The organism is Rhizobium fabae, assembly GCF_003985135.1.
Classification (GTDB): Bacteria; Pseudomonadota; Alphaproteobacteria; order Rhizobiales; family Rhizobiaceae; genus Rhizobium; species Rhizobium pisi.
Genome location: NZ_ML133648.1, coordinates 209,447 through 232,674 on the forward strand (window position 1 = coordinate 209,447; position 23,228 = coordinate 232,674).

Consider the following 23,228-nt stretch of genomic DNA (forward strand, 5'->3'; position numbering starts at 1 on the left):
TAAAAGCGCCCCGACAACAGACTTCAATGCAGCCCGAAGAGGTTCAGCAATTCCTCACGGTGCCGGACGAATTCCGGGGCACTGCGGTCACGCGGGCGGGGCAGATCGATTTCGATCAGGCGCGGCTCGCCTCCCTTTTCCCTGGGCAGGATGAGAATCCGATCGGCGAGATAGATCGCCTCTTCGAGATCGTGCGTGACAAGGATGGTCGTCACGTCCTCATCTCGCCAGATGCGGGCGAGTTCCTGCTGCATGCCGATCTTGGTCATCGCATCGAGCGCGCCGAGCGGTTCGTCGAGCAGCAGGATCTCCGGCTGGACGGCGAGCGCTCGGGCGATGCCGACGCGCTGCGCCATGCCGCCTGACAATTGCCGGGGATAGGCCGCTTCGAATTGCTGCAGGCCGACAAGCTTGACGTAGTGGCTTGCTCGGCTCCGCGCCTGCTCGCGGGAAAGACCCCTCGTTTCCAGCCCGAAGGCCACATTATCGAGCACTGTCAGCCAGGGAAGCAGCCGCGGCTCCTGGAAGATGACGGCGCGCTCTGCGCCGACGCCTCGTATCGCCTTGCCGTCGACGAGCACCTCTCCGCTATCGGACTCCTCGAGCCCGGCCAGAACCCTAAGCAGGGTGGTCTTGCCCGAGCCGCTCGCGCCGACGATGGCGAGGCTTTCGCCGGAGCGGACGTGGAGATTGATATCCCTGAGAACCTGCAGGGGTGTCCCGTTCAGCTTGTAGGATTTGGAGAGGCGACGGATCGTCACCTCCCCGCGGCGCGTGTCTTCAGCGATGCTCATCACGCTTCCTCAGTTGCTTGCCGGCTTGGCGTCGGCCGTAAAGAGAATGTCCTTGGCCGCCAGCTGGCCTTGCTTCAGCTTGCCTTCGCGAACCAGGACATCGATCCAGAACTGGATGTCGTGCTCGACCGGCAGGCCTCCGGCGCGTACGCCATAGCCGCGGAAATACTGCGCGATATCAGGGTTCTCACCGCGTTCTGCCAGCGCCTTGGCCAGGATCTTCTTGGTTTCCTCAGGATGCTCGCGGGCATAGTCGAGGGCGCGGGCCGACTGCTCGACGAAAATCTTCGAGGCTTCCGGATGTTGCTGAATGAAATCGCGACGCAGGACCACGAAGCCCCCGGCGATGTCTCCGAGCACGTCGGTATCGTCGAAAACCGCACGTAGGCCGCCGTTCTTCAGTGCCGCACCCTCGAAAGTCGTCTGCCAATAGCCGAAGGCGGCAATATCGACCTGCTTGGAGCGCAGCACCTGTTCGAGCTGCGGCCCGGGAACGACGATCTGATTGGCTGCGTCCGTCGGCAGGCCGGCGGAATGCAAGGCCTCACGGATGGTGTAGTCGAGATGCGCGCCAAGCGTGTTGACCGCGATGCTCTTGCCGACGATGTCCTTGATGCTTTTGATCGGGCTGTCTTCCAGCACGTAGAACGTCGACTGCACCTCGTCATTGATACCGTTCGACGGGTAGGCGGCGACGAAGTCGTTGCCGCCGATGATCGAATTCAGGACGGCGGAGGTGGCAGCGCTGCCGATCTCGACATCGCCGGATGCCAGAGCGATGAGGGAGGCCGGCCCACCCTGGGCATAACCGACATTCTCGAGCGTGATGCCCGTGCCGTCGAAATAGCCGAGTTCGGCGGCGAGTTCGTGGGCGGCAAGGCCGCCCTGGCTGGCGAGGTAGCGCAACTTCACCGTGTCGGCGGCGCCGGCCGGCGTGGCAAGGCCGAGAGCGATCACGGCCGGCAGCAGAAGGTTGCGGGGATGGAATGTCATCGGGGTGTCCTTTCGGAAAGAGAAAATCGGTAAAACGGGTCAGGCGCTCGGCTGAGACCAGCGGCAGAGGCGGCGCTGCAGAAGAACGAGCAGGGCATTCGCCGCAAGGCCGAGAAAGGCGAGCAGAAGGATCGCCGCAAACATCAGCGGGATCTGGAAATTGTACTGGGCGTTCATGACCTGGAAGCCGATGCCCTTGTTGGCGCCGATCATCTCGGCGGCGATCAGCAGGAGAAGCGCTGTCGTGGCCGAAAGGCGCAGGCCGACGAAGATCGCAGGCACGGAGGCCGGCAGGATGACGCGGCGGAAGATGGTCAGCGGTCCGGCGCCATAGGTCCGCGCCATCTCGATGAGCTTCTTGTCCACCTCCTTGACGCCGCTAATCGTGGAGAGCAGGACCGGAAACAGCGTCGCCCAGAAGATCACGAAGATCTTGGATGTTTCGCCGAGGCCGAGCAGGAGGATGAAGACGGGATACAGCGCCAGCGCCGAGGTCTGGCGGAAGAGCTGCAGGATCGGATCGAGCGCCTGCTCGACCATGCGAAACTGGCCCATGAACAGTCCGAGCGGAATGCCGATCACGACGGAGAAGGCAAAGGCGGTTCCCGCGCGTTGCAGACTGATGGCGATGTCATCGAGCAACGCGCCGTTGGCGAGATTGGTCCAAAGAGCCGAGAGGATCACGTTCAAGGGCGGGAAGACGGCGGGATTGACCCAGCCCCTGGTGCTCGACACCTGCCAGAGCACGAGGAAGGCGATGAGCAGGCCGTAGCGCGGCAAAAACGATGCAAGCACCCGGCGCACGTGGGATCCGAGACCGGAAATATTGCTTTCTCGGCTTTTCAGGCCGCCGAAGCTTGCGGGAAGAGCCTGGTTGATTTCATAGGCCATGGTCCACTCCTCACTCTGCTGCCTGGAGAGTTGCACGCCCTGCAGCCCATCGGTTGGTCGGGAAAGGCAGGCCGAGGTTTTCCCGGAGCGTCTTGCCCTCGTAAGCCGTGCGGAACAGGCCGCGGCGCTGCAGTTCCGGGATGACCAGGTCGACGAAGTCGTCGAGCGCCGTCGGTAGCCAGGGCGGAAGAATGTTGAAACCGTCGGCCGCTTCGTTCTCGAACCATGTCTGCAGCGTATCGGCGATTTGTTCGGCGGTTCCGACGATGGTGTAGTGCCCGCGGGCGGATGCGATCCACTGATAGAGCTGGCGGATGGTGAAATTGTTTTCGTCGGCGATCTGGCGGATGAGTGCCTGGCGGCTCTTCATGCCTTCCGTCGGCGGCGCGGGCGGAAGCGGCCCGTCGAGATCGTAACCGTGCAGGTCGAGTGTGCCGCCGGTCAGGCCGTTAAGCAGGCCGATCCCGTCCTCTTCGACGATGAGCGAGGTCAGACGCTCGTATTTCTCGCGCGCTTCCGCCTCGGTCCTGCCGACGAAGGCGGATACGCCGGGCATGACGAGGATATGGTCGGGGTTCCGGCCGAGGCCGCGGGCGCGTGCCTTGATGTCCCGGTAGAATTCCTGGGCGGTTTCGATGTGCTGGTGAGCGGTGAAGATGACTTCGGCCGTCGCTGCGGCAAGCCCGCGCCCGTCGTCGGACTGCCCGGCCTGGACGATAACGGGATGCCCCTGGGGCGAGCGCGAGACGTTGAGCGGACCGCGCACGCTGAAATGCTCGCCACGGTGGTCGGTATCGTGCAGCTTCGTCGGGTCGAAGAACACGCCGGATTCCTTGTTGCGGATGAACGCGTCGTCCTCGAAGCTTTCCCAGAGTTTGCGGACGACTTCGACATGCTCGGCGGCGCGGCGATATCGCTCGGCATGCGGGAGCTGCGTTTCGCGGTTGAAGTTCTGCGCCGTGAGGTCGCCCGTCGTGGTCACGACGTTCCAGCCGGCCCGGCCCTCGGAGATCAGATCCAGCGAGGCGAACTTGCGAGCGGTCGTATATGGCTCCTCATAGGTGGTCGAGGACGTCGCGATGAAGCCGAGATGGGTGGTCAGAGGCGCAAGGGCGGAGAACAATGTCACGGGTTCGAAGCCGGCCACGCGGGCATTGCCGCCTTCACGCGCCCCGCCGAAGCCGACAGCCAATCCGTCGGCCAGGAAATAGGCATCGAAGAGGCCGCGCTCGGCAGTCAGGGCGAGCTGTTTGTGAAACTCGAAGCTGGTCGCGCCGTCGACTGGCTGGTCGGGATGCCGCCATGAAGCAACATGCTGTCCGCCACCGGGAAGAAATGCTCCAAGCCTGATTTTCCGTGTCATCTCGCGTCCTCTCCGTTTGCCCTCGACAGCCGCTCTTCTCCAAAGCCAAGGTTTAATTTGGCTGTCGGTGACTAAAATACGTTTCCCATAGATTTTATAGAGAAACTTAATTTCATAGTTTCGGAGGCAGAGTGAATAGATTTGCGGGATAAGCTTGAAACTCGAAATCAACGATCGAGGCAGCCCGGAATATGCGATCCCGCGGCCGGTCCTTGAGGTCTCGCGATCGTGGACGGCAGACACGCGGCATCCTGCAAGCGCGGCCAGGTGGCCATGCTTGTGTGACGCAATTTAAGAAACATGCGGAAAAGGGCCGGTTTACGGATGAGCCCTATCAAGGTCTGTTGCGCTCGGAGCGTCAGCCTCTTTTTGATCGTGCCGGGGCGTGGCCCAGACCGGTGGCGGCCTTTTTCAGGCAGTCGAGATAGCGGTCCCGGTTCGCAATGCCGTCGTCGCGGGGCGTGACGAGGCAGAGCGTTGCGGCTGCATGGCCTTCCTCGTCCCGCACCGGTACGGCAAAACAGTGCGTGAAGCTGTCAACAATGCTGTTGAAGGTGAAGAGGCCTTCACGCTCGGCCTGGCGCACTTCGGCGATGAAGGTTTGCGGGTCGAGCCATTCGCCATTCGGCAGGCGGAAATCCTGCGACGGAATGAAGTTCAGGATGTCCTGGTCCGACAGATGCGCGACGAGCAGGCGGCCCGATGCCGTCCACGGGATCGGCACCGATTGGCCGACATCCGTCGAAATGCGGAATGGCCGCGCGCCTTCGCGCATGCGCACGACCGTATATCTGTTGCCATCGAGCATGCAGAACTGCGCCGTCTCCCGGGTCTCGTCGGCAAGCTGTTCCAGCGCCGCCTCGCATTCGCGGGTGAAGTCGAAATGGTTCTCGTAGGCGGCACCCAGGAAATAGAGCTTGCGGCCGAGATAGACACGCCCCTCGCCGCCGGTGAATTCGAGAATGCCGTTGCTGAGGAGCAGATTGACGAGTTCGTAGACCGACGAGCGCGGCGCGCCGATCTGCGCAGCGATTTCGTTCGGCTTCAAGGCCTGGCGTTTCTGGCGCAGGAAATCGAGGATTTCGAAGGCTCGGTCGAGCCCGCGGGCGCGTTTGCCGACTGCTTCGTCCTGAATTGCGTCCATTGCCATCGATCCTTGTTTTTGTCGGGCCAAGCTTTTCAAACCCTCCGCCGCATCTGTCAACCGATCCTGTCATTCCTCGCGAACGAAATTTTTCAACCCCTCTTGCGAGGCGGAAAAAACGGCATAAGATCGCCGCGTCCGGTATATAGATCACATGTACATTATATTGGACAAATGGGAGATGGCAAGCCGATAGCGCTGCCGCACAAAAAAGGGGATCGACATGAAGCATCTTGAAAACAGCATTTCTGCCTCGCTGCGCTGCCGCCTCCTCGCGGGCGCTGCCGCCGCTGCGGCACTTCTCGCCTTTTCGGCCGGCACGGCGTCCGCCGCAGCCAATTGCATCAAGGGTGACAGGAAGGCGCCCTACACGATCGGCTGGGCAAACATCTATTCGGTGCCGACCTGGATGAAGCAGACCGAAGGCACCATCAAGGCCGAAGTGGACGAACTGAAGAAAGACGGACTTGTAAAGGACCTGATGATCACGGACGCGCAGGGCAACGCCCAGACGCAGATCCAGCATATCCAGTCGATGATCGACGCAAATGTCGACGCCATTGTCGTAATCGCCGGTTCCTCCAATGCGCTCGACCGCGTCATCTCAGATGCCTGCGACAAGGGCATCGCCGTCGTCAACTTCGACAGCCTTGTCAACACCGACAAGGTGACCGCCAAGATCAACACCGATTCCAATGAATGGGGCGCGACCGCTGCCAAATGGATGGTCAGCCAGCTCGGCGGCAAGGGCAAGATCATCATCATGAACGGCCCGGCCGGCATTTCGGTGAGCGATGATCGCCGCAAGGGCGCCCAGCCGGTCCTCGATGCCAATCCGGGCCTCCAGGTGATCACCGAGACCAACACGGAATATAACGTCGCGCCGGCGCAGGAAGCGATGACCAGCCTGCTCTTCGCCAATCCCGAAATCGACGGGGTGCTGTCGCTCGGCGGTGCACTGTCGGCCGGCTCCGTCATGGCCTTCGAGCGCCAGGGTCGTGAACAGGTGCCGACGACGGGCGAAAATGCCCGGCAGTTCCTGGAGCTCTGGAAGGAGAAGGGCCTGAAGGGCTGGGCGACCATGCAGCCCAACTGGCTCGGCGCGCTTTCCGTCTACACCGCCGTGCAGGCGCTCCAAGGCAAGGACGTCCCGGCCTTCGTCAAGGTGCCGCTGCCCGTCATCGACGACAGCACGATCGGCAGCTATCTCGCACGTGCCGACAAGTTCCCCGCTGACGGCTATATCTACTCGGACTATGACAAGGCGCTCTTCGACAAGCTGCTCGCCAAGTAATCCGCTCAAATAATCCGCCCAAGTAACTCGGGTTGAGGGAAGCCGTCATGACGGAAGAACGACCCCTGCTGGAAGCCCGGCAGGTGTTCAAGGGATTTTTCGGCAATCCCGTTTTGAAGGGCGTCGATATCGCCCTTCTGCCGGGCAGGGTTCACGCCCTGCTCGGCGAAAACGGCGCAGGCAAATCCACATTGATCAACCTCCTGTCGGGCGCCCTCCAGCCCGACAGCGGTTCCATCCTGGTCGACGGCAAGCCGGTCGGACGTTTCAGCCCGGCAGCTGCGCGCGCGGCCGGCATTGCCGTGGTGCAGCAGGAGTTGAGCCTGACGGCCAGTCTCTCGATCGCCGAAAACATCGGGCTCGGTGCCTTTCCGCGCCGGTTCGGGCTCATCGATTACCGAGCGCTCCACCGCGGCGTGCAAGAGGTCTGCGACTTGGTCGGGCTCACCGAGCCGCTCGACATGCCGGTCGCCGATCTTGCGCTCGGCCGCCGTCAGATGGTGGAGATCGCCAAGGCACTGTTCCGCAAGCCGCGCGTGCTCATTCTGGACGAGCCGACCTCGTCGCTCTCCGCGCACGAAGCCGGCATCCTTGCCCGGCTGATCGAGACGCTAAGAAAGCGTGGCACGGCACTTCTCTATATTTCCCACCGCCTCAACGAAGTGCAGGCGCTCTGCTCGCATGTCACGGTGCTGAAGGACGGCTTGGTCACCGCAGACCAGTCGCTGTCCGGCATCGACGGCGAAGGCCTGGTGCGCCTCATGGTCGGCCGCGAGACTGGCGACCTGTTCCCACCGCGCGCTGCCGCTAGACCCGGCGAAATACGCATCAGCGTCGAGGGCTTCTCCGCCGGCATGGTGCACGACATCGGCTTTTCCGCATGCGCCGGCGAGATCGTCGGCATCGGCGGACTGGTGGGACAGGGGCAGGAAGACCTACTACTTGGTCTCTATGGCGCGATTCCAGCCTCGGCCGCTCGCGCGGAAGTATCCGGCAAACTCGCCCTGCCCGCTGATGTCGGCGAGGCGAATGCGGCGGGCATCGTCTATGTTCCGGCTGACCGCAAGCATGAAGGGCTGGTGCTGCCCCACTCCATTGCCTCCAATCTCATCTTGCCCTCGCTTGGGCGGCTCACCCGCAACGGCTTACGCGACCGGCCGTCGGAAACCGGCCTAGTCGCCGATCTCGCGCGCCGCCTGACGATCAAAGGCGATACGGCACGCCCGGTGCAGGCGCTTTCCGGCGGCAACCAGCAGAAGGTGGCGCTCGCCAAATGGCTGCCGCTCGATCCCTCCGTCCTGCTGCTCAACGATCCGACGCGTGGCGTCGACATCGAGACCAAGCGGGAGATCTATCTCATGTTGCGCGCCTTCGCGGCCGAAGGACGGCTCGTCATTCTGGCAAGTTCCGATACGCCGGAGCTCGTGCATCTCTGCGACCGCGTCGTCGTTCTGCGCGAGGGGCGCGTCGCGGCGGCGCTATCGCACGATGAAATCAGCGAAGGGGCGATCGTCGGCGCGGCCATGGGCATCTCGGCCGCACCACAGGGAGCCGCAGCATGAGCACAAGTTCGTCATCCCGGCTCTACGGCTCTGTCCAGCTTCGCCGCAACCGCGGCCTCGGCGGCCTCTACCTTGTCGTTGCCGCCTTTCTCATCCTCTACGCCGTGCTCTTTCCCGGCATCCTTTCCATCGGCGGCTTCTCCAAGTTCACGCAGAACTGGTTCCCGCTCGCGCTCGTCACCATGGCGCAGGCGCTGCTCATGCTAAACGGCGGCATCACGCTGGCGATCGGACCGCTGGTCAGCCTCGGAGCCGTGATCGCCGCAACGACGATGGAAGGGACGCTCGGCGTGCCGGGCGGCATTCTCGCGGTCGCGCTTGTCGGCCTTGCCATCGGCGCGGTCATCGGCGCCATCGTCACGTATCTGCGGTTGCCCGCAATCATCGTCACGCTTGCCGGCTCCTTCATCATCGGCGGGGTCGCCCTCATCCTGCTGCCGCGGCCGGGCGGGTTCATTCCCGACTGGCTGTCGACCACGCTGGCCGGCCACACGCCGGTCGCCTTCCTGCTGCTCGTCGTCATCCTGGTACTCTGGAAGGTCTTTCTCGCAACGCCTCTCGGCCTCGGGATCTACGCGGCGGGCGACAATCCGGTCGGCGCATTCCGTTCCGGCGTCCCAGTTGAACGTGTGAAGGTCGCAGCCTTCGCGCTGTCCGGTCTTCTCGCCGCCCTGACCGGTCTCTTCGTCGCCGCCCAGACCGGGTCGGGCGATCCCGTCATCGGCACGCCCTTCACGCTGAACTCGATCGCCGCCGCCGTGCTCGGCGGCGTCGGCTTCCTCGGCGGCAAAGGCACGATGCGCGGCGCGATCTGCGGCAGCCTGCTGCTCTCGGTCATGATCAACGTCATGTTCTTCCTCGGCTTCCCACCGGTTGCGCAATATGTCGCTCAAGGGTTGATCATCGTCGGCGCGGTCGCCGTGCCCGAGCTTCTTGGCACATGGAGGGCAAGGCGATGAACATCATCAGATCCGCGTTCCGCAATCCGCCGCTCCTGACCTTCCTTCTGGTCGCGTTCGTCTGGATCGTTGCGAGCTTCACGCTGCACGGTTTCGGCGCCTATGGACACCTGCGATATCTGATCGAACTTGCTGCGGTGATCGGCATCGTTGCTGCCGGTCAGACGCTCGTCATCCTGATGGGCGGCATCGATCTTTCCGTCGGCGCTGTCATCACGGTCACGGCAATCCTGCTGCCGTTGATTTCACCTGCCTGGGACCCGACCGGCCTCGCCGGCATCGTGGCAGCCCTTGGCGTCGCCACGGCTATCGGCCTGATGAACGGGGCCGGTGCTGGCTATCTTCGCGTGCCACCGATCATCATGACGCTTGCGATGGCGACCTTCCTGCAGGGCCTGCTCGTTATCATTGCGGGCGGCAGTGCCGTCACCGTCAGCAATCCGGCGGTCATCCTGCTCGGGCAGGCGCGGCCGCTCGGCATTCCCTCGGGCATCGTATTGTGGCTTGTCGTCTCGGTTGTCGTCCTGCTGCTCGTTCATCGCATGCCGATCGGCGCCCGTTTCCTTGCACTCGGAGCGAATCCGCTGGCTGCCCGCCTTTCCGGCGTCAGCGTCACGCGCAACACGCTGATCGTCCATACGCTTTCGGGCTTTTTCGCAGGGCTCGCCGGCATTCTCGTGCTCGGCATGAACCGGCAAGGCTATGTCGGCATCGGCGATCCCTACCTGCTGACGTCGATCGCCGCGGTGGTGCTCGGCGGCACGTCGATTTTGGGTGGGCGTGGCACCTATGCCGGAACCATTCCGGGAGCAATCCTGCTCGTCACGACGACTGCGCTGATCACCGTCGTCAACGCCTCGCCCGGCTGGCGGTCGATCATGTTCGGCACGCTGATCCTCGCGCTTCTGCTTATTTCCGGCCGCGAGGCGCGCCGATGACGCAAGCCTATGACGGGCCGGTGATCGACCCACATCACCATCTCTGGGATCTCAGCCTGCAGCGTCATCCCTGGCTGCAGAAGGCGCGGGCGGCTGGTGAAGAGATAGTTTTCGGCAGCCTGGCGCCGATCCTGTGCGACTACGGCATCGGGGATTATCGTGCCGATGCCGCACACCAGAACGTGGTTGCGACCGTCCATGTCGAGGCCGGCTGGTCCGACGAGCATCCGCTGGAGGAAAGCCGCTGGCTGGACGGGCTCGACCGCACGTCCGGGGCGGCGCACCGTTATATCGCGCGCGTTCCCCTCGACGGGCCGGACGCCATGCGCCTGCTCGAGGCGGAAGCGGAAAACCCCAACGTCGTCGGCATCCGCGATATTCTGAGCTGGCATCCTGAAGCGGCGAAGAGTTTTGCGCCGCGCGCCAATCGCATGAGCGATCCCGCCTGGCGGGCGGGGCTTGCCGAGGTGACGCGCCTCGGGCTGGTCTTCGACCTGATGCTCTATCCCTGGCAGATGGGCGAGGCACTGGAGCTGGTACGTGCCTTCCCGCTAACGCTTTTCGTGCTCAATCACGGCGGCAGTCCCGCCGACAGGACCGAGGACGGCATGGCGCTCTGGCGCCGCGGCCTGCGGGCGCTCGGCAACGAGCAGAATGTGCGTCTGAAGATTTCCGACCTCGTCGCCTATGACAACCAATGGACGCTCGAAAGCCTGCGGCCGGTGATCGAGCTTTGCCTCGATTGTTTCGGTCCTGACCGTTCGATGTTCGCGAGCGACTTTCCGGTCGCCGGCCTGCATGCCTCTTTCGACGAGGTCTATCAGGTTTTCCGCATCGTCGCCTCGCAGCTGTCTTACGACGAACAGCGCGCTTTGTTCTTTGCCACCGCCAACGACACCTATCGCCTCGGCATCGCCGAACCGGCCGATATCTGGGGCTGCCATGTCTGACCTTCATACCACGACGGAAAACGTGCTGATCGACGAGCGGGTGCGCGGCTTTCCACCGGGCCATCCGCCGCTCTCGCTTGCTGCCATCGGCAAGCAGGGATGGAAACCTTATGACGGCAGGATGGCCCTGCCGCTGATCTCGCTCGACCGGCAGGCCTTCGCCGACAATGCCGAACTGATGATGATCTATGTCAAAAGTCACGGCGCCGAAATCGCTCCACACGCCAAGACGCCGATGTCGACGGTCCTGGCGGATACGCTTGTTGCAGCCGGCGCTTGGGGCATGACGGTCGCCGACATTCGCCAGGCTGCGGTCCTGCTCAAGGCGGGACAGCGCCGGCTGATCCTCGCCAACGAGATCGGCGGGGCCGCCGCCGCCCGCCGGCTTGCCGCCCTGCTTGGCCAATATCCCGATGCGGAATTGCATGTCTTCGTGGATTCGATGGCGTTGCTCGAGGCTCTCTCCTCCGCATGGCAGGGGCGTGCAGATCTGCCGCCTCTCGGGCTGATGGTAGAGTTCGGCGCCGGTCGCGCCGGTATCCGCAGCGCTGATGCCGCAGCAAAGCTTCTCGACACGATCCTCGCCATGGAGACACCGGCCTTCTGGCTGACCGGCATCGCCGCCTATGAGGGCGCGGCCGCGACTGCCGATCCGGAAGAGACGATGCTGCGGATCGACGCGCTGATGGCGATGACATCAGATTTCCTGCCGAAGCTGCGCGCCCGCATCGGCAATCAGCGCCCGCTCCTCGTTACATCAGGCGGGTCGGGTGTTCTTCGATATTGTGGTCGCGCGGCTTTCAGCCGTCGTCGCGGCCGATCCCGCCTGCAGGCTCGTGTTGCGCAGCGGCGCGATCTTCTTCCACGATCATGGCATCTACGAACGCGGCCTTGCCGGCCTCGATGCGCGCGGCGGCTTGCGCATCGGCGGCGAGATGATTTCCGCGGCTGCGGGTTTCCGCCCCGCGCTGCGGGTCTGGGCCGAGGTGTTGTCCCGGCCGGAGCCGCAGCTCGCGATCTCAGGAATGGGCATGCGTGATGTGGCGATGGACCAGGGGATGCCGCGGCCCTTGGCGGTCTATCGCAATGGCGCCCGTCTCGCCGATCTCGAAAGTGCAAAAGTTCTGCGCCTCAACGATCAGCACGCCTTCCTGGCGCTTGCCGATGATAGCGACGTGTTGGTCGGCGACGTTATCGAATTCGGTATCTCGCATCCCTGCACCTGCCTTGACCGGCACGCAATTCTCTATGGCCTCGATCCCGATCATTCGGTGACGGTGGCCTATCTGACCAGCTTCGGCTGAACTCTTCCTCCAAAAGCAAGAAAAGGAAAAGCTGCATGATCCAGCGTTACCAGAAAGGTTCCCGTATGAGCCAGGCCGTCAGCTATGGCGGGCTCGTCTACATTGCCGGCCAGGTTGCGGAAAATCGCAAGGCCGGCATCGAGGACCAGACCCGCGACGTGCTTGGCAAGATCGACGCTCTCTTGGAAGAAGCCGGTACTGACCGCTCGCGCCTTATCGCTGTCAACGTCTTCCTGCCGGCAATCGTCGATTTCGAGGCGATGAACAGCGTCTATGACAGCTGGATCGACATCGAAAATCCGCCTGCCCGCGCCTGCACCGAAGCTCGTCTCGCCGATCCTGATCTGCGCGTCGAAATGACCGCGGTCGCCGCGCTCTAGCGTATCGGCCCGAAAATCGGATTCGATTTTCGGAAAGCACGATGCGTAGGTAACGGCATCGCAACCGCCCGCACTGGAGACATCATGCATAGCGGTCTCGTCAATCCGATCGACTTTTCGCGCGAGGGCCGGCAGGCCGGCCACCTCGCGATTCCCTATTCGATCGACCGTTCGCCCTATTATCAGATCCGTATTCCGATCCTTCGCCTCAGGAATGGCGAGGGACCGTCCCTGCTGCTGATGGCGGGCAACCATGGCGATGAATATGAGGGCGAACTCCAGCTCGGGCGGCTGATGCGGTTGCTCAAGGTTGAGGAAATCCGCGGCGCGGTCACCATCCTGCCGATGGCAAACCTGCCGGCGGTGATGGCGGCCAAGCGCTGCTCGCCCTTTGACGGCGGCAACCTCAACCGCGCCTTTCCCGGCGATTCCACGGGGTCGCCGACGGCGCGCATGGCGCATTTCCTCGAACATGAACTCTTTCCACGCCATGACGTTGTGCTCGACCTGCATTCGGGCGGCACGTCGATGGCGCACCTGCCCTGCACGCTGATCGAACGGCAGGCCGATGCTGTCCGCTTCGAGCGGTCCGTCTCGCTGGTGCGCGCGCTCGGTGCGTCGCATGCCTTCATCGCCGACAATGGACCGGCGGCGCCGACATCGATGGGTGCTGCCCGGCGGTCGGGAATCATCGGTCTTTCGGGCGAGTTCGGCGGTGGTGGAACGGTGACGCCCGAGACGATGGCCTTCACGGCAGCAGCGATCGATCGGCTGCTCGTTGCGCTCGGCATCGTCGGACGCCCGGTCCTGTCGCGCCTACCGCTCGCCGAGCCCGGACCGTTGCAGCTGCTTTCGCTGTCTCGTCACAGCCAGGGCATCTATGCGAACCGAAGAGGCTGGTTCGAGCCCGCCGCAGCCCTCGGCGCATCCGTTTCCGCCGGCGATCTCGCCGGATGGTACCATGACCTGGAATGCCTGGAGCAACCGGAAGAAGAGCTGCGCTTTGCCGAGAGCGGCATCGTCATTTCCCACAGGCTGCATTGCGACAGCCAGGCCGGCGACTGCCTGATCCAGGTCGCTGAACCAATCGCCTCCTGAGAGCGCTGATCTGCTCAAGCGATTGTGTGGACCGCCGCCTTGACCCAGTCGAGGCGCTTTGCCGGTATCAGGCCGTAATTGTAGAAGTTGACGCCATCAGCGCCGGCATCGACGGCGGCCTTGGCGCGTGCCGCCAGGATCGCCGGCCCGTCGACCTCCGGATAGAAGACACGCAGACCCACCCCGAGGAACTTTTCCGGCCCGATCGCCGCCCGGCCGGTCCGAATGACATCGCCGACGGCATCCGGCTCCATATCGTAGCAGCAGAGGATCGCCCCGTCGCAGAGCCTGCCGACTGCTGCCAGATCGACGCCGCCGAGCCAGCCGTCCTTCAGATCGATGAGCACGATGCGGCTTGCGGGATCGGCCGCCGCCTTGATTTCGCCGATCAGACTGGTCACCGGCTCGCTGCGCCAGGCAAGGTAGGCATGCAGGTCGGAATGGTCGCGGAAGGCATCGATGCCGGCTGCCGGGAAGTCCGGGAATTGCCGATCCGGCACGGCGCGTTCGCAGAGTTCCGCGATGAAGCGCGCCACCGTTCGGCGCGCGCCCTCGACCGGCACGCCGGCCTTTCCGGCGCGTGCCGTGCAATGGTCGCAGAAGCAGAGCGACAGCAGGAAATCGTCTTCGGCATTCAGCCCGACACCGTCCTTTTCGTGATGGTACTCGTGCGCGAAGCCCATGAAATTCGGGCTTTCGAGCTCCACCATATCAGGCCGATAGTTGGTTGTGATGTCGCGCACGAGGGTGACGACATAGTCCCTCGCCTCAGGGCTTGAGGGGCAAAGATTGTAATAGTTCGGATTGCCGAAGGCGTTCCGCGTCACGTGATCGGGATGCAGCATGCCGAGACGGCTGTTGTGCAGGCAGACCGTCCAGCAGGAAACTTTGAGGCCGGTCTTCTCGCGCCCTTCGACGAGCGCATCCAGCATGTCGCCGCGCTCGGCCACATTTCGGGCCATCAACGGCCTGATCACCTTGTCCTTCCACAGGATTTCATCCGGCCGGAAATAGACCGTCCCGTCCTCGGGAAAATAGGCTTTCTGCTGCGGGCTCCGCGGCTGAAGGAAACGGCCGGCGTGATAGGACGTCGCCAAGCTGACCGTGTTAAGGCCCGCCCGTCCGCGAAGCTCGGCGGCAAAGGCGTCGAGCCCCTGGTCCTGAATGTCCCAGGGGTAAGTCCACATGGAAAGATGCATGGCGTGCTCCCCTCAAATCTGTCCGCTTTATAGAACACGCGTCCATAATAGTGTCCAGATCGATCTTTCCGCACAAGCACGCCCCACTCGCTCCGTCAGCGGCTGATCGTTGCCTGCAGCGCGTCGATGGAGGACTGGATGCCCGCCTCGGTCGACATGGTGAAGTCTTCCATCTCGAGACTGACCCAATCGTTGTAGCCAACCATGCGAACCACAGAGAAAAACTCCTTCCACCACTGCAGGTCATGGCCAGCGCCGACGGCAACGTAGTTCCAGCTGCGGTTGGCGACGTCAGTTACGTCCTTCAGTTCAAGCAGACCGTTGACATCGGCAAGCCCGCGCTCGATGCGCGTGTCCTTGCCGTGGCAATGATGGATCGCACCGCCCAGCGCCCGGGCGGAAGCGATCGGGTCGGCACCCTTCCAGAACAGGTGGCTGGGGTCGAGGTTCATGCCGACAGTCGAGCCGACCTCGTTGCGCAGACGGAACAGAGTCTCGGGGTTCCAGACGAGCATTGCCGAGAAGTTTTCCAGCGCATATTTCTCGACGCCCACTTCCTTGGCAAGCTTCACGAGCTCATGCCAGAGCGGGAATGCGCGGTCCTCCCACTGATAGCGATCACGCTCGGGCATCTCCTCCGGCCAGCTCTTGGTGTAGACGAGCCAGTTCGGAACCATGTCGCCGGGTGCTGCTTCCGGCAATCCGGACATCGTGACGATGGTCTTCACACCGATTTCACCGGCGAGACGGATCGTCTGTTCCATCTCCTTGCGGTGGCGCTTGCCCATGTCACCCGGATCGAGCGGGTTGGCCGAGCAATTGAGCGCGGCGATTTCCAGGCCCCGCGCTTCAATTTCCTTGAGCTTCGTCTTCAAGAGACCCTTGTCGGCCAGCAGCTCGTCGGCGCGGAAATGCGGTGCACGAGACCAACCGCCGCCGGTCATCTCGATACCCTCGACGCCAAGTTTGACGCATTTGTCGAGCATGTCGGTGAAGGAAAGGTCACCCATCACATCGGTGCAGATCGATAGTTTCATGTCATTGTCTTTCCAAAAGAGGGGTTGGGGACGCGCCCGGGAGGAGGATGGAGGAGATCCGGCGCGCCCCCCGGTGGATCAGTTGAACTCGACCCAGGCCGAACCCGCGTCTGCCGAGCGGACGCAGTTTTCCAGCCAGCGCACGCCTTCGGTGCCGGCTTGAATGCCGGGGTAGTGATGGTCTCTGAGGAAGGCCTCGTCGCCGCGGCGTTTTGCATCGATCGACTGGGCGATCCAGAGGTAGATGTTCGCCCAGCTGTCGCCGAGGCCCTCGGTGTGCAGCGCGCCCATGCGATCGCAGGCGAGGCTTTCCTCTTCGAGGTAGGGCATGCCGTGGTGCAGGGTGCGGTTCGGTTCGCCCTGCACTTCGTAAATCAGCTGGTCGGGATGGGAATCGGACCATTCGATGGAGGCCTTGGAGCCGACGAAACGGTAGCGCTGCGAACCCATATTGCCGGCATTCACCGAGGACACCCAAAGACGGCCGCGGGCGCCGTTGTCGTAATGCATGAGAACGGTCGCGTGGTCTTCCAGCGGCGCACGGGTCGGAATGAAGGCCTTGCGATCGCAGAGCAGTTTTTCGATCTTGATATGCGGCAGCACCACTTCGGAGAGGTAGTAGAGGTGTGTGCCGATATCGCCGAGAACGAAGGTCGGGCCGGCGGTCTTGGGATTGGTGCGCCACTTCACGGCTTCGCCGGCACCGACATCGTCGCCCGCGTTGAAGCCGTGGGTATATTGCATGTCGACGATTCTTATATCGCCGAGCATGCCCTTCTTGACCATCGCCGCCATCTGATGAACCAGCGGATGGCCGGTAAAGCCGTAGGTGACGCCGACGATCAGGCCCTTCTCTTCGGCGAGTCTCGCGACCTCCTCGCATTCGGCAACGGTGAAGAATAGCGGCTTTTCGCAAATTACGTGAAGGCCGGCTTCGAGGCACGCCTTGGTGATCTCGTAATGGGTGAAGTTCGGCGTGGCGATCGACACGACCTCGACACCGTCCTCGCGCCCGGCCTCCTTGGCGATCAGCTCCTTAAAGTCGCCATAGCACCTGTCGGCTGCGACGCCGATCTTCGTGCCGAAGTCGCGTCCGCGCTCGGCGTCGAGGTCGAAGGCGCCGCAGACGAGCCGGTAGGTGCCGTCCCGCTGGGCGCCGGTTCTGTGCTTGTAGCCAACCTGTCCGGTACGGCCGCCGCCGACCATGCCCCAGCGCAGCGGGCGCTCGATGGATCTTTCTCCGTTGATCATCTTCTGTCCTTCCAAGAATTGATGTCTGTGATGTTTAAGCGTTCCGGGCAGAACCCGGTCGCGGTCGCTCGCGCCAATCGCTTGGCTGCACCGCCAACCGCTAGAGGGACATCGCGCGTTATTTCGCGGTCCAGTACTTGTCGACGTAGCGCTGCATTTCGGCGCGCATGAACTTGCCGGAGTGGTCGGCCTTGTCCTCCCAGGCGAAAACGCATGCGGTCATGATGCCGTCGAACCCGATCTCCGCCAGCGTGCCGAAGAAGTCTTCCCAGGGAACCTCGCCCTGGCCGATGTTCAGGTGCTGATGCACCCTGGCCTGCGTGCCCGGAGGGTTGAGGATGTAGCGGAGCCCCGAAGAGGCCTTGTGATTGAAGGTGTCGCCGACATGGACATGGGCGAGCACGTCCTTTGCTTCCCGGAGCATCGCTTTGGTGTCATCGCCAAAATAGAAAGTATGCGGCGCGCAATAGAGGAACTTGACGTTCTTCGAGTTGACCGTCCTGATGATATCGAGCGCTGGCTGCAGGGTTTCGCACCAATCCTCGGGATGCGGCTCGACGTGCAGGTTTATGCCTTCCTTTTCAAAGACAGGCACCAACTCTTCCATCGAACGCCACCAGGCGTCTTCGCAGGCCTCGATCATTGAACCGGTATGGCAGCAGTAGCACGAACCCTTGTCCGGATGGGGTCCGCGGCCGAATTCCGAGTTCATCGTGTCGACGCCGAGTTCGACACTGATCTCTATGGCGCGCTTCCAGTGCTTGACGGCAGCTTGTCGCTCATTTTCATCGTTCGAGGCCCACCGATACATCGGCAGGATCGAGGCAATGCCGACATTGGCATCGGAGAGCGCTTTCTTGAATGCCTTGGCGCGGGCCGGAAACACACGCGGCGCCTTGAACCACTCGAGAAAATCGGCCCTCGGGCTGAGCTCTATCCACTCGTATCCGAGTTCAGCCACTTTCGAGGGCAATTCTTCGAGTGAGAGGTGGCGATGCATAAAGGGGTCGATTGCAATTTTCATGGCTGTTACCCGTCCGATGATTGTGCTGGGCCATCCCGCCGGGGTGGGCGAGCTTTTTAGAGTTTCTGGAGTTCATCCGCGGCAGCGGTCGGTCAGACCGGCGGGGGATGTCCTCTATGCGCCGTCGAGTACGCTTCGATTTCGGCTTCGAGTTCGGCCATGGCCTCGCCTCCTGCCATCAGGTCGGTAATCTCTTCGCGCGTCTTTTCGCCCTTGCGGAAATCGGCCGCCTTTGCACCCTTGATGAGCACCGCGAAGTGGTCTCCCACCGTCATGGCGTGAATGACGTTGTGGGTGATGAAGATGACTGCGAGGCCGCGACGGCGCGCTTCCAGGACGATACGCAGCACATGCGCCGCCTCCTTGACGCCGAGAGCGGCGGTTGGCTCGTCGAGGATCAGCACCCGGGCGCCGAAGTGGACGGCTCGGGCGATTGCTAGGGATTGCCGCTCCCCGCCCGACAGACCGCCGATCAGGCGATCGCCATCGTCGATGCGGGTGATGCCGAACTCGCGCACGGCCTTGACCGCGATTTCATTTGCGGCTTTGCGGTCGTAGATTTTGAATGGGCCGAAGCCCTTGGTCAGCTCCCGCCCCACGAAGAACGAACGGCCAATGCTCATCAGCGGAAAGGTGCCGCCGAACTGATGGACCGTTGCGATGCCGAGGTCTGCGGCTTCGCGCGGATTCTGGAAGACGATGGGCCGACCTTCGAACTTCACCGTGCCGCTCGTCGGCTTGTAGACACCGGCAAAGGTCTTGATCAGGGTGGACTTTCCCGCACCGTTGTCACCCAGCAGGCAAAGTACTTCACCGGGATGAACGCTCAATGTGATGTCGTAGAGCACATCGATCGGGCCGAAGGACTTGTTGACGTTTTCAAGTTCAAGAATTGGGCCAGCCATGTCTCAGCTCTCACTTCTTCTTCTTGGGTGAATAGGTCAGCGCCATCTGGCGGAACGTATTGTTCATGAGGACGGCCACGAGCAGCATCACGCCGATGATCAGGCTCGACCAGTTGCGGTCGAAGGTCGTGAAATAGATGCCTTGGTTGACGACGGCGAAGGTGATTGTGCCGAAGAAGATCCCGATCACCGACCCGAACCCTCCGGTCAGCAGCACACCTCCGACGACGACCGAGATGATCGAGTTGAAGATGAATGTCATTCCGCCCGAAACCTGCGCGGAATTGAACAGGATGGCCTGACACATGCCGACGAAGGACGCGCTCATCGCCGAGAGGACGAAGAGGACCATCGTCAGACGGGTTGTCGGAATGCCGGCGTTGCGGGCACTGACCTTGTCTCCGCCCATCGCGAAAATCCAGTTCCCGTAAGGCGAGAAGTGAATGAAGAAGATGAAGATCGCGGTGATGGCCACCCACCACAGAATGATCACCTGAAACGATCCGGCCAGGAACTGCCCGAAAAGGAACTTTGCCCAGGGGTCGGCAGTCAGCGCCACGCTCGTGGTGCCGGTTACGAGAACCGAGGTGCCAAGCATCAGGCCCTGTACAGCAAAGAGGGTGCCGAGCGTTACGATCAGCGAAGGCACGGCCGTGTGCACGACGAGGTAGCCGTTGACCAGCCCGACGATGAGGCCGAAGGCAAGCGCACCGAGCATTCCGACCCATATGGGAAGATCGTAGTAGCCCGAGAGGACCGCGACCGTCATGGAGCCGGCCGGGATCATCGCGCCAATCGAAATGTCGAGATCGCCTGCGATCATCAAAAGTCCGATGGGAAGAGCGATAATGCCGAGATTGGCGGCGACGTTGAGCCAGCTTGCGGCGCCGGCGGGCTCCAGGAACTTGGTGCTGCCGAATACGACGAAGAACACGAGGACGCCGACAAGTCCGAGGAATGCACCCGCCTCGGGACGGCGCAACAGGTTGCTGAATGAAAGATTGTTCATATGCCTACCCCAGTTTGGGCGTGAATCTCCAGGCGCGCGGACGCGGCGGGCCGCACGCTCGATAGACTTCGACCCGCGTATTTTTCCGCGGACCGGAACCCGTTTCGAACGATCAGCGAGCGCCTTCCTTGACGCCGGCTAGGGTGGCGTCGATGTTCGCCGCATCGACGATGCCCGGGCCGGTCAGCACCGGTGCGGTCGGCAGGTTGGTGCCGTAGTCGATATGCGAGGCGAGAAGCGAAACCCCCAGCAGCGACTGCAGGTAAGGCTGCTGGTCGATTGCAAAGGTTTGCGAACCGTCTTTGATGCGGGCAAGCCCCGAGGCATTCAGGTCGAAGGTGCCATGCGCGACCTTGCCGACTTTGTTCGCTTGAGCGATCCCGCTTGCAGCCGCATCAGCGTCCGAAGCCCCAACATTGAGGACGCCGTCGATGGTGTCGTCCTGGAGCAGTGTCGCCTTGACGGCCTCGGCGATTGCCGTCTGATCGCCGAAGCTGGTCGCCGGCAATGGCAGCTGCTTGCCAGTGCCGCCCTTTCCGGTGATGCCGTCGATGACACCCTTGCAACGGGCCTCCTGGTTTGCCGCACCCGGGAGCGTATTGACGCAAATGACATTTTTCGCACCCTTGGACGCGAAATATTCGCCGCCTGCCTTGCCGGCCGTGTATTCATCCGACCCGACATAGTTGATCGCGCCAAGCTCGCGAGCTTTGTCGATGTTGCCGGCATTCATCAGGATGACTTTGATGCCCGCGGCGACCGCAGCCTTGATGGCTTCGTCCTCGGCCTCGGGCACCCAGTCGGGCACCACGATGCCGGTCACGCCCTGGCTGATGGCCGTGCGGACGAGCTGGGCGGCGTCAGGCCCGAGATTGTCGTAGGTCTGCAGCTGCAGATAGCTGACGGAGCCGCCATTCTTCTCGACGACGAGCCGGGCGTCATCAACGCCCTTCTTGATACGGCTCCAGAATTCGTCGTCGGTCTTGCCGCCGACAACAGCAATATTCGCGGCCATGACAGAAGAAGCGCCAAGAACGAAAACAGCGCCAGCCAGCAGCCCGCGTACGGCGCGCATTGAAAAACTCATGTGATTTCCTCCCAAAAAGGCGGTCGAGAGTAACAATTCCTCAAAGCAAGGCTCCCAACTCGCTGGAATATTTGTATCAACTGCCCTCTATAAATGGAATGCCTATTGCGTTTAGATGAAATTAATGTATCATTTCATTTCATCCGGAAATGGAATGAAATATATCATGAAGAGACCGACCATTGCCGATCTTGCCCAGGCGTCCGGCGTCAGTATCGCCACGGTCAACCGCATCCTCGGAGGTACCGGCGCAGTGCGTGCGGAAACGATCGAGAGGGTGCAAAATGCCGCGGAAGAGATTGGATTTTATGGGCGCGGCGTGATCGAGGACCGCAGGCAGCGGCTCCTGCCGAACTATCGTTTCGGCTTTCTTCTCCAGCAGTCGAGCCGTGAGCTCTACCGGCTGTTTGGCTCCAAGATCACGGAGGCGGCCGCGAGACGCCAGCACGAAAAAGTCGTGGCTGTGGTCGATTTTGTCGATGTCCTCGAGCCACAAAATATTGCAGATCGTCTCGAAGCGCTTGGCAAACGCTGTGATGCAGTTGCTGTCATTGCGGGCGATCACCCGTTGATCGGGCAGACCATCCAATCGCTCAAGGAGAGAGGAAAGCCGGTTGTCGCCTACATAACCGATCAGTCCGCCCGGGATCGCGCCGGCTTCGTTGGCACCGACAATTGGAAACTCGGGCGCACCGCCGCATGGTTTCTCGCTCAGACCACGCCGATGCCCGGCCGGATCGCCGTCTTCATCGGCAATCATCGCTATCAGTGCCAGGATGTCTCCGATGCGAGCTTTCGATCTTATATGCGGGAGCATGCGCCCCATCTTCAGGTGGATGACAGCCGGCCGACACATGAGGAGCCGGAGGAAGCCTACCGGATCGTCAGCCAACTGCTTTCCGAACTCGATGACCTCAGAGGCATTTTCATTGTCGGAGGGGGGATTTCCGGCGTGCTGCGCGCTCTTCGCGAAGCGCCTGCCGAAAAGCGAGATAAGGTCAGGGTCGTCTGCCGCGACATCGGCCCGGAAACGCGCAAGGGCTTGACCGAAGGCCTGATCATGGCGGCATTGTGCCATCCCTTGGATCAGATATCAGACGAATTGATCGCCACGATGATCGCAGCGTTGGAACATCGCGACAGCCCGACTATCCTTCAGCGCGTGGTTCCCTTCGAAACGATTACGCCCGAAAGCGTTTGAGCCGCCCGGTTTGCATAAGGCGGCTGGCCGAAAAGGCCAGCCGCCCCCTTTGAAGTGGCAGGGCTGATAGCTATTGCGGTATCGCGTCAGATTTCGACGACGAGGCCCTTGGCTTTCAGCACCGGTTCCAGATTGCTGACCTCGATGACCGATTTGCCCCGCTTGTACGCCGCGATATAACCGGCTTCGGCATCTTCGCGGGCCTGCGAGAGCCTTGCGGCTTCCTGCGCTTCCTGCCTGCGCACCACCACCAGTCCGTCGGCGTCTCCGACGATGATGTCGCCGGGATTGATGGTTTCGCCACCAACGATGATCGGATCGTTCACTGCGGCAATGGTTTCTTTCACCGTTCCCTTGATGCAGACGCTGAGCGAGAAGACCGGGAAACCAAGTTCCCTCAGCTGAAGCGTGTCGCGCACGCCCGTATCTGTCACGAGGCCGCCGATGCCCTTTGCAAGGCAGGCATTGGCAAGGACATCGCCGAAGGAGCCGGCCTCCTCGTACTCGCCCGCCGAAACGACAATGATGTCGCCTGGCTTTGCGTAGTTGATGGCAAGCTGCAGCATGATGTTGTCGCGCGGCGCGCATTTGACCGTAAACGCAGGACCGCACAGTTTCATGCGGTAGTCCACCGGCTTGAGGCGGGAAGAAAGCGCTCCGCGGCGCCCTTGGGCTTCATGAATCGTTGCGGGTGAAAACTTGGAAAGGGCGTCGATGTCGGCTTTGCCAGGCCGTTCTGCGATATCTTTAATATGGATCATGGATGCCTCACATCGTTGGCAGACGGCGGGCATATCCCGCCGTCCGAATTCGCTTGGGAGATTGCCATCGGACGACGCCGAGGC

At 62.2% G+C, this 23,228-nt stretch carries 21 protein-coding genes and 1 pseudogene; 9 read left to right on the forward strand and 13 right to left on the reverse strand.

What is annotated here, in order from left to right:
* Positions 1–23: 23 nt before the first annotated feature.
* The 5 genes from EFB14_RS09580 to EFB14_RS09600 all read right to left on the reverse strand — a co-directional run bounded on the left by EFB14_RS09580 (position 24) and on the right by EFB14_RS09600 (position 5,185).
* Positions 24–794, reverse strand: coding sequence for an ABC transporter ATP-binding protein (locus EFB14_RS09580; protein ID WP_125843283.1), 771 nt, complete (start codon positions 792–794; stop codon positions 24–26).
* Positions 795–803: 9 nt separating this feature from the next.
* Entirely contained in the window at positions 804–1,787 is a 984-nt protein-coding gene (locus EFB14_RS09585) for an ABC transporter substrate-binding protein (protein WP_126824774.1), read from the reverse strand.
* A gap of 39 nt (positions 1,788–1,826) precedes the next feature.
* On the reverse strand, positions 1,827–2,678 hold the full coding sequence (locus tag EFB14_RS09590; protein ID WP_126824777.1) for an ABC transporter permease: 852 nt from the start codon (positions 2,676–2,678) through the stop codon (positions 1,827–1,829).
* A gap of 10 nt (positions 2,679–2,688) precedes the next feature.
* Positions 2,689–4,041 carry an LLM class flavin-dependent oxidoreductase gene (locus EFB14_RS09595; RefSeq protein ID WP_125843277.1) on the reverse strand — a complete coding sequence of 451 codons (1,353 nt, stop codon included), beginning with the start codon at positions 4,039–4,041 and terminating at the stop codon, positions 2,689–2,691.
* A gap of 358 nt (positions 4,042–4,399) precedes the next feature.
* Positions 4,400–5,185: an IclR family transcriptional regulator gene (locus EFB14_RS09600; protein ID WP_125843275.1), complete on the reverse strand. Its 786-nt coding sequence runs from the start codon at positions 5,183–5,185 to the stop codon at positions 4,400–4,402.
* 223 nt (positions 5,186–5,408) lie between these two features.
* On the opposite strand from EFB14_RS09600, the gene EFB14_RS09605 reads away from it, so the two are divergent.
* The 8 genes and pseudogenes from EFB14_RS09605 to EFB14_RS09640 all read left to right on the forward strand — a co-directional run bounded on the left by EFB14_RS09605 (position 5,409) and on the right by EFB14_RS09640 (position 13,670).
* The gene (locus EFB14_RS09605; RefSeq protein WP_125843273.1) at positions 5,409–6,479 is read left to right on the forward strand and encodes an ABC transporter substrate-binding protein; all 1,071 of its coding nucleotides are present in this window, start codon (positions 5,409–5,411) and stop codon (positions 6,477–6,479) included.
* 47 nt (positions 6,480–6,526) lie between these two features.
* A complete protein-coding gene (locus EFB14_RS09610; RefSeq protein WP_126824780.1) occupies positions 6,527–8,041 on the forward strand; it encodes a sugar ABC transporter ATP-binding protein in 1,515 nt (504 codons plus the stop codon).
* Positions 8,038–9,000, forward strand: a complete 963-nt coding sequence (locus EFB14_RS09615) for an ABC transporter permease (RefSeq protein ID WP_126824783.1) — start codon at positions 8,038–8,040, stop codon at positions 8,998–9,000. Before EFB14_RS09610 ends, EFB14_RS09615 begins: the two co-directional genes overlap by 4 nt.
* On the forward strand, positions 8,997–9,938 hold the full coding sequence (locus EFB14_RS09620) for an ABC transporter permease (protein WP_126824786.1): 942 nt from the start codon (positions 8,997–8,999) through the stop codon (positions 9,936–9,938). Before EFB14_RS09615 ends, EFB14_RS09620 begins: the two co-directional genes overlap by 4 nt.
* Entirely contained in the window at positions 9,935–10,888 is a 954-nt protein-coding gene (locus tag EFB14_RS09625; protein ID WP_126824789.1) for an amidohydrolase family protein, read from the forward strand. Before EFB14_RS09620 ends, EFB14_RS09625 begins: the two co-directional genes overlap by 4 nt.
* Positions 10,881–12,192 (forward strand): annotated as a pseudogene (locus EFB14_RS09630) (alanine racemase). The gene EFB14_RS09625 and the pseudogene EFB14_RS09630 overlap by 8 nt, the downstream one beginning before the upstream one ends.
* Positions 12,193–12,227: 35 nt before the next feature.
* Positions 12,228–12,572 (forward strand): RidA family protein, encoded by a 345-nt coding sequence (locus tag EFB14_RS09635; RefSeq protein ID WP_126824793.1) that lies wholly within the window; start codon positions 12,228–12,230, stop codon positions 12,570–12,572.
* 84 nt (positions 12,573–12,656) lie between these two features.
* Positions 12,657–13,670, forward strand: a complete 1,014-nt coding sequence (locus tag EFB14_RS09640; protein WP_126824795.1) for a succinylglutamate desuccinylase/aspartoacylase family protein — start codon at positions 12,657–12,659, stop codon at positions 13,668–13,670.
* A gap of 14 nt (positions 13,671–13,684) precedes the next feature.
* On the opposite strand, the gene EFB14_RS09645 is transcribed toward EFB14_RS09640, so the two are convergent.
* The 7 genes from EFB14_RS09645 to EFB14_RS09675 form a co-directional block, all read right to left on the reverse strand.
* On the reverse strand, positions 13,685–14,869 hold the full coding sequence (locus EFB14_RS09645; RefSeq protein WP_126824798.1) for a hypothetical protein: 1,185 nt from the start codon (positions 14,867–14,869) through the stop codon (positions 13,685–13,687).
* Between the two features lie 95 nt (positions 14,870–14,964).
* A complete protein-coding gene (locus EFB14_RS09650) occupies positions 14,965–15,906 on the reverse strand; it encodes a sugar phosphate isomerase/epimerase family protein (protein ID WP_125843255.1) in 942 nt (313 codons plus the stop codon).
* 78 nt (positions 15,907–15,984) lie between these two features.
* Positions 15,985–17,157: a Gfo/Idh/MocA family protein gene (locus EFB14_RS09655; RefSeq protein ID WP_126824801.1), complete on the reverse strand. Its 1,173-nt coding sequence runs from the start codon at positions 17,155–17,157 to the stop codon at positions 15,985–15,987.
* A 118-nt stretch (positions 17,158–17,275) separates the two neighbouring features.
* Positions 17,276–18,181, reverse strand: a complete 906-nt coding sequence (locus EFB14_RS09660; RefSeq protein ID WP_125843250.1) for a sugar phosphate isomerase/epimerase family protein — start codon at positions 18,179–18,181, stop codon at positions 17,276–17,278.
* Positions 18,182–18,273: 92 nt separating this feature from the next.
* Complete coding sequence (locus tag EFB14_RS09665) at positions 18,274–19,086, reverse strand: ATP-binding cassette domain-containing protein (protein ID WP_125843248.1); 813 nt, start codon at positions 19,084–19,086, stop codon at positions 18,274–18,276.
* 10 nt (positions 19,087–19,096) lie between these two features.
* The gene (locus EFB14_RS09670) at positions 19,097–20,095 is read right to left on the reverse strand and encodes an ABC transporter permease (RefSeq protein ID WP_125843246.1); all 999 of its coding nucleotides are present in this window, start codon (positions 20,093–20,095) and stop codon (positions 19,097–19,099) included.
* Positions 20,096–20,207: 112 nt separating this feature from the next.
* The gene (locus EFB14_RS09675) at positions 20,208–21,182 is read right to left on the reverse strand and encodes a substrate-binding domain-containing protein (RefSeq protein WP_126824804.1); all 975 of its coding nucleotides are present in this window, start codon (positions 21,180–21,182) and stop codon (positions 20,208–20,210) included.
* A 166-nt stretch (positions 21,183–21,348) separates the two neighbouring features.
* On the opposite strand from EFB14_RS09675, the gene EFB14_RS09680 reads away from it, so the two are divergent.
* On the forward strand, positions 21,349–22,383 hold the full coding sequence (locus EFB14_RS09680; RefSeq protein ID WP_210276049.1) for a LacI family DNA-binding transcriptional regulator: 1,035 nt from the start codon (positions 21,349–21,351) through the stop codon (positions 22,381–22,383).
* An 86-nt stretch (positions 22,384–22,469) separates the two neighbouring features.
* Here the strand turns inward: EFB14_RS09680 and EFB14_RS09685 are convergent, their stop codons facing one another.
* Positions 22,470–23,144 carry a 4-carboxy-4-hydroxy-2-oxoadipate aldolase/oxaloacetate decarboxylase gene (locus EFB14_RS09685; protein ID WP_125843242.1) on the reverse strand — a complete coding sequence of 225 codons (675 nt, stop codon included), beginning with the start codon at positions 23,142–23,144 and terminating at the stop codon, positions 22,470–22,472.
* Positions 23,145–23,228 lie beyond the last annotated feature (84 nt).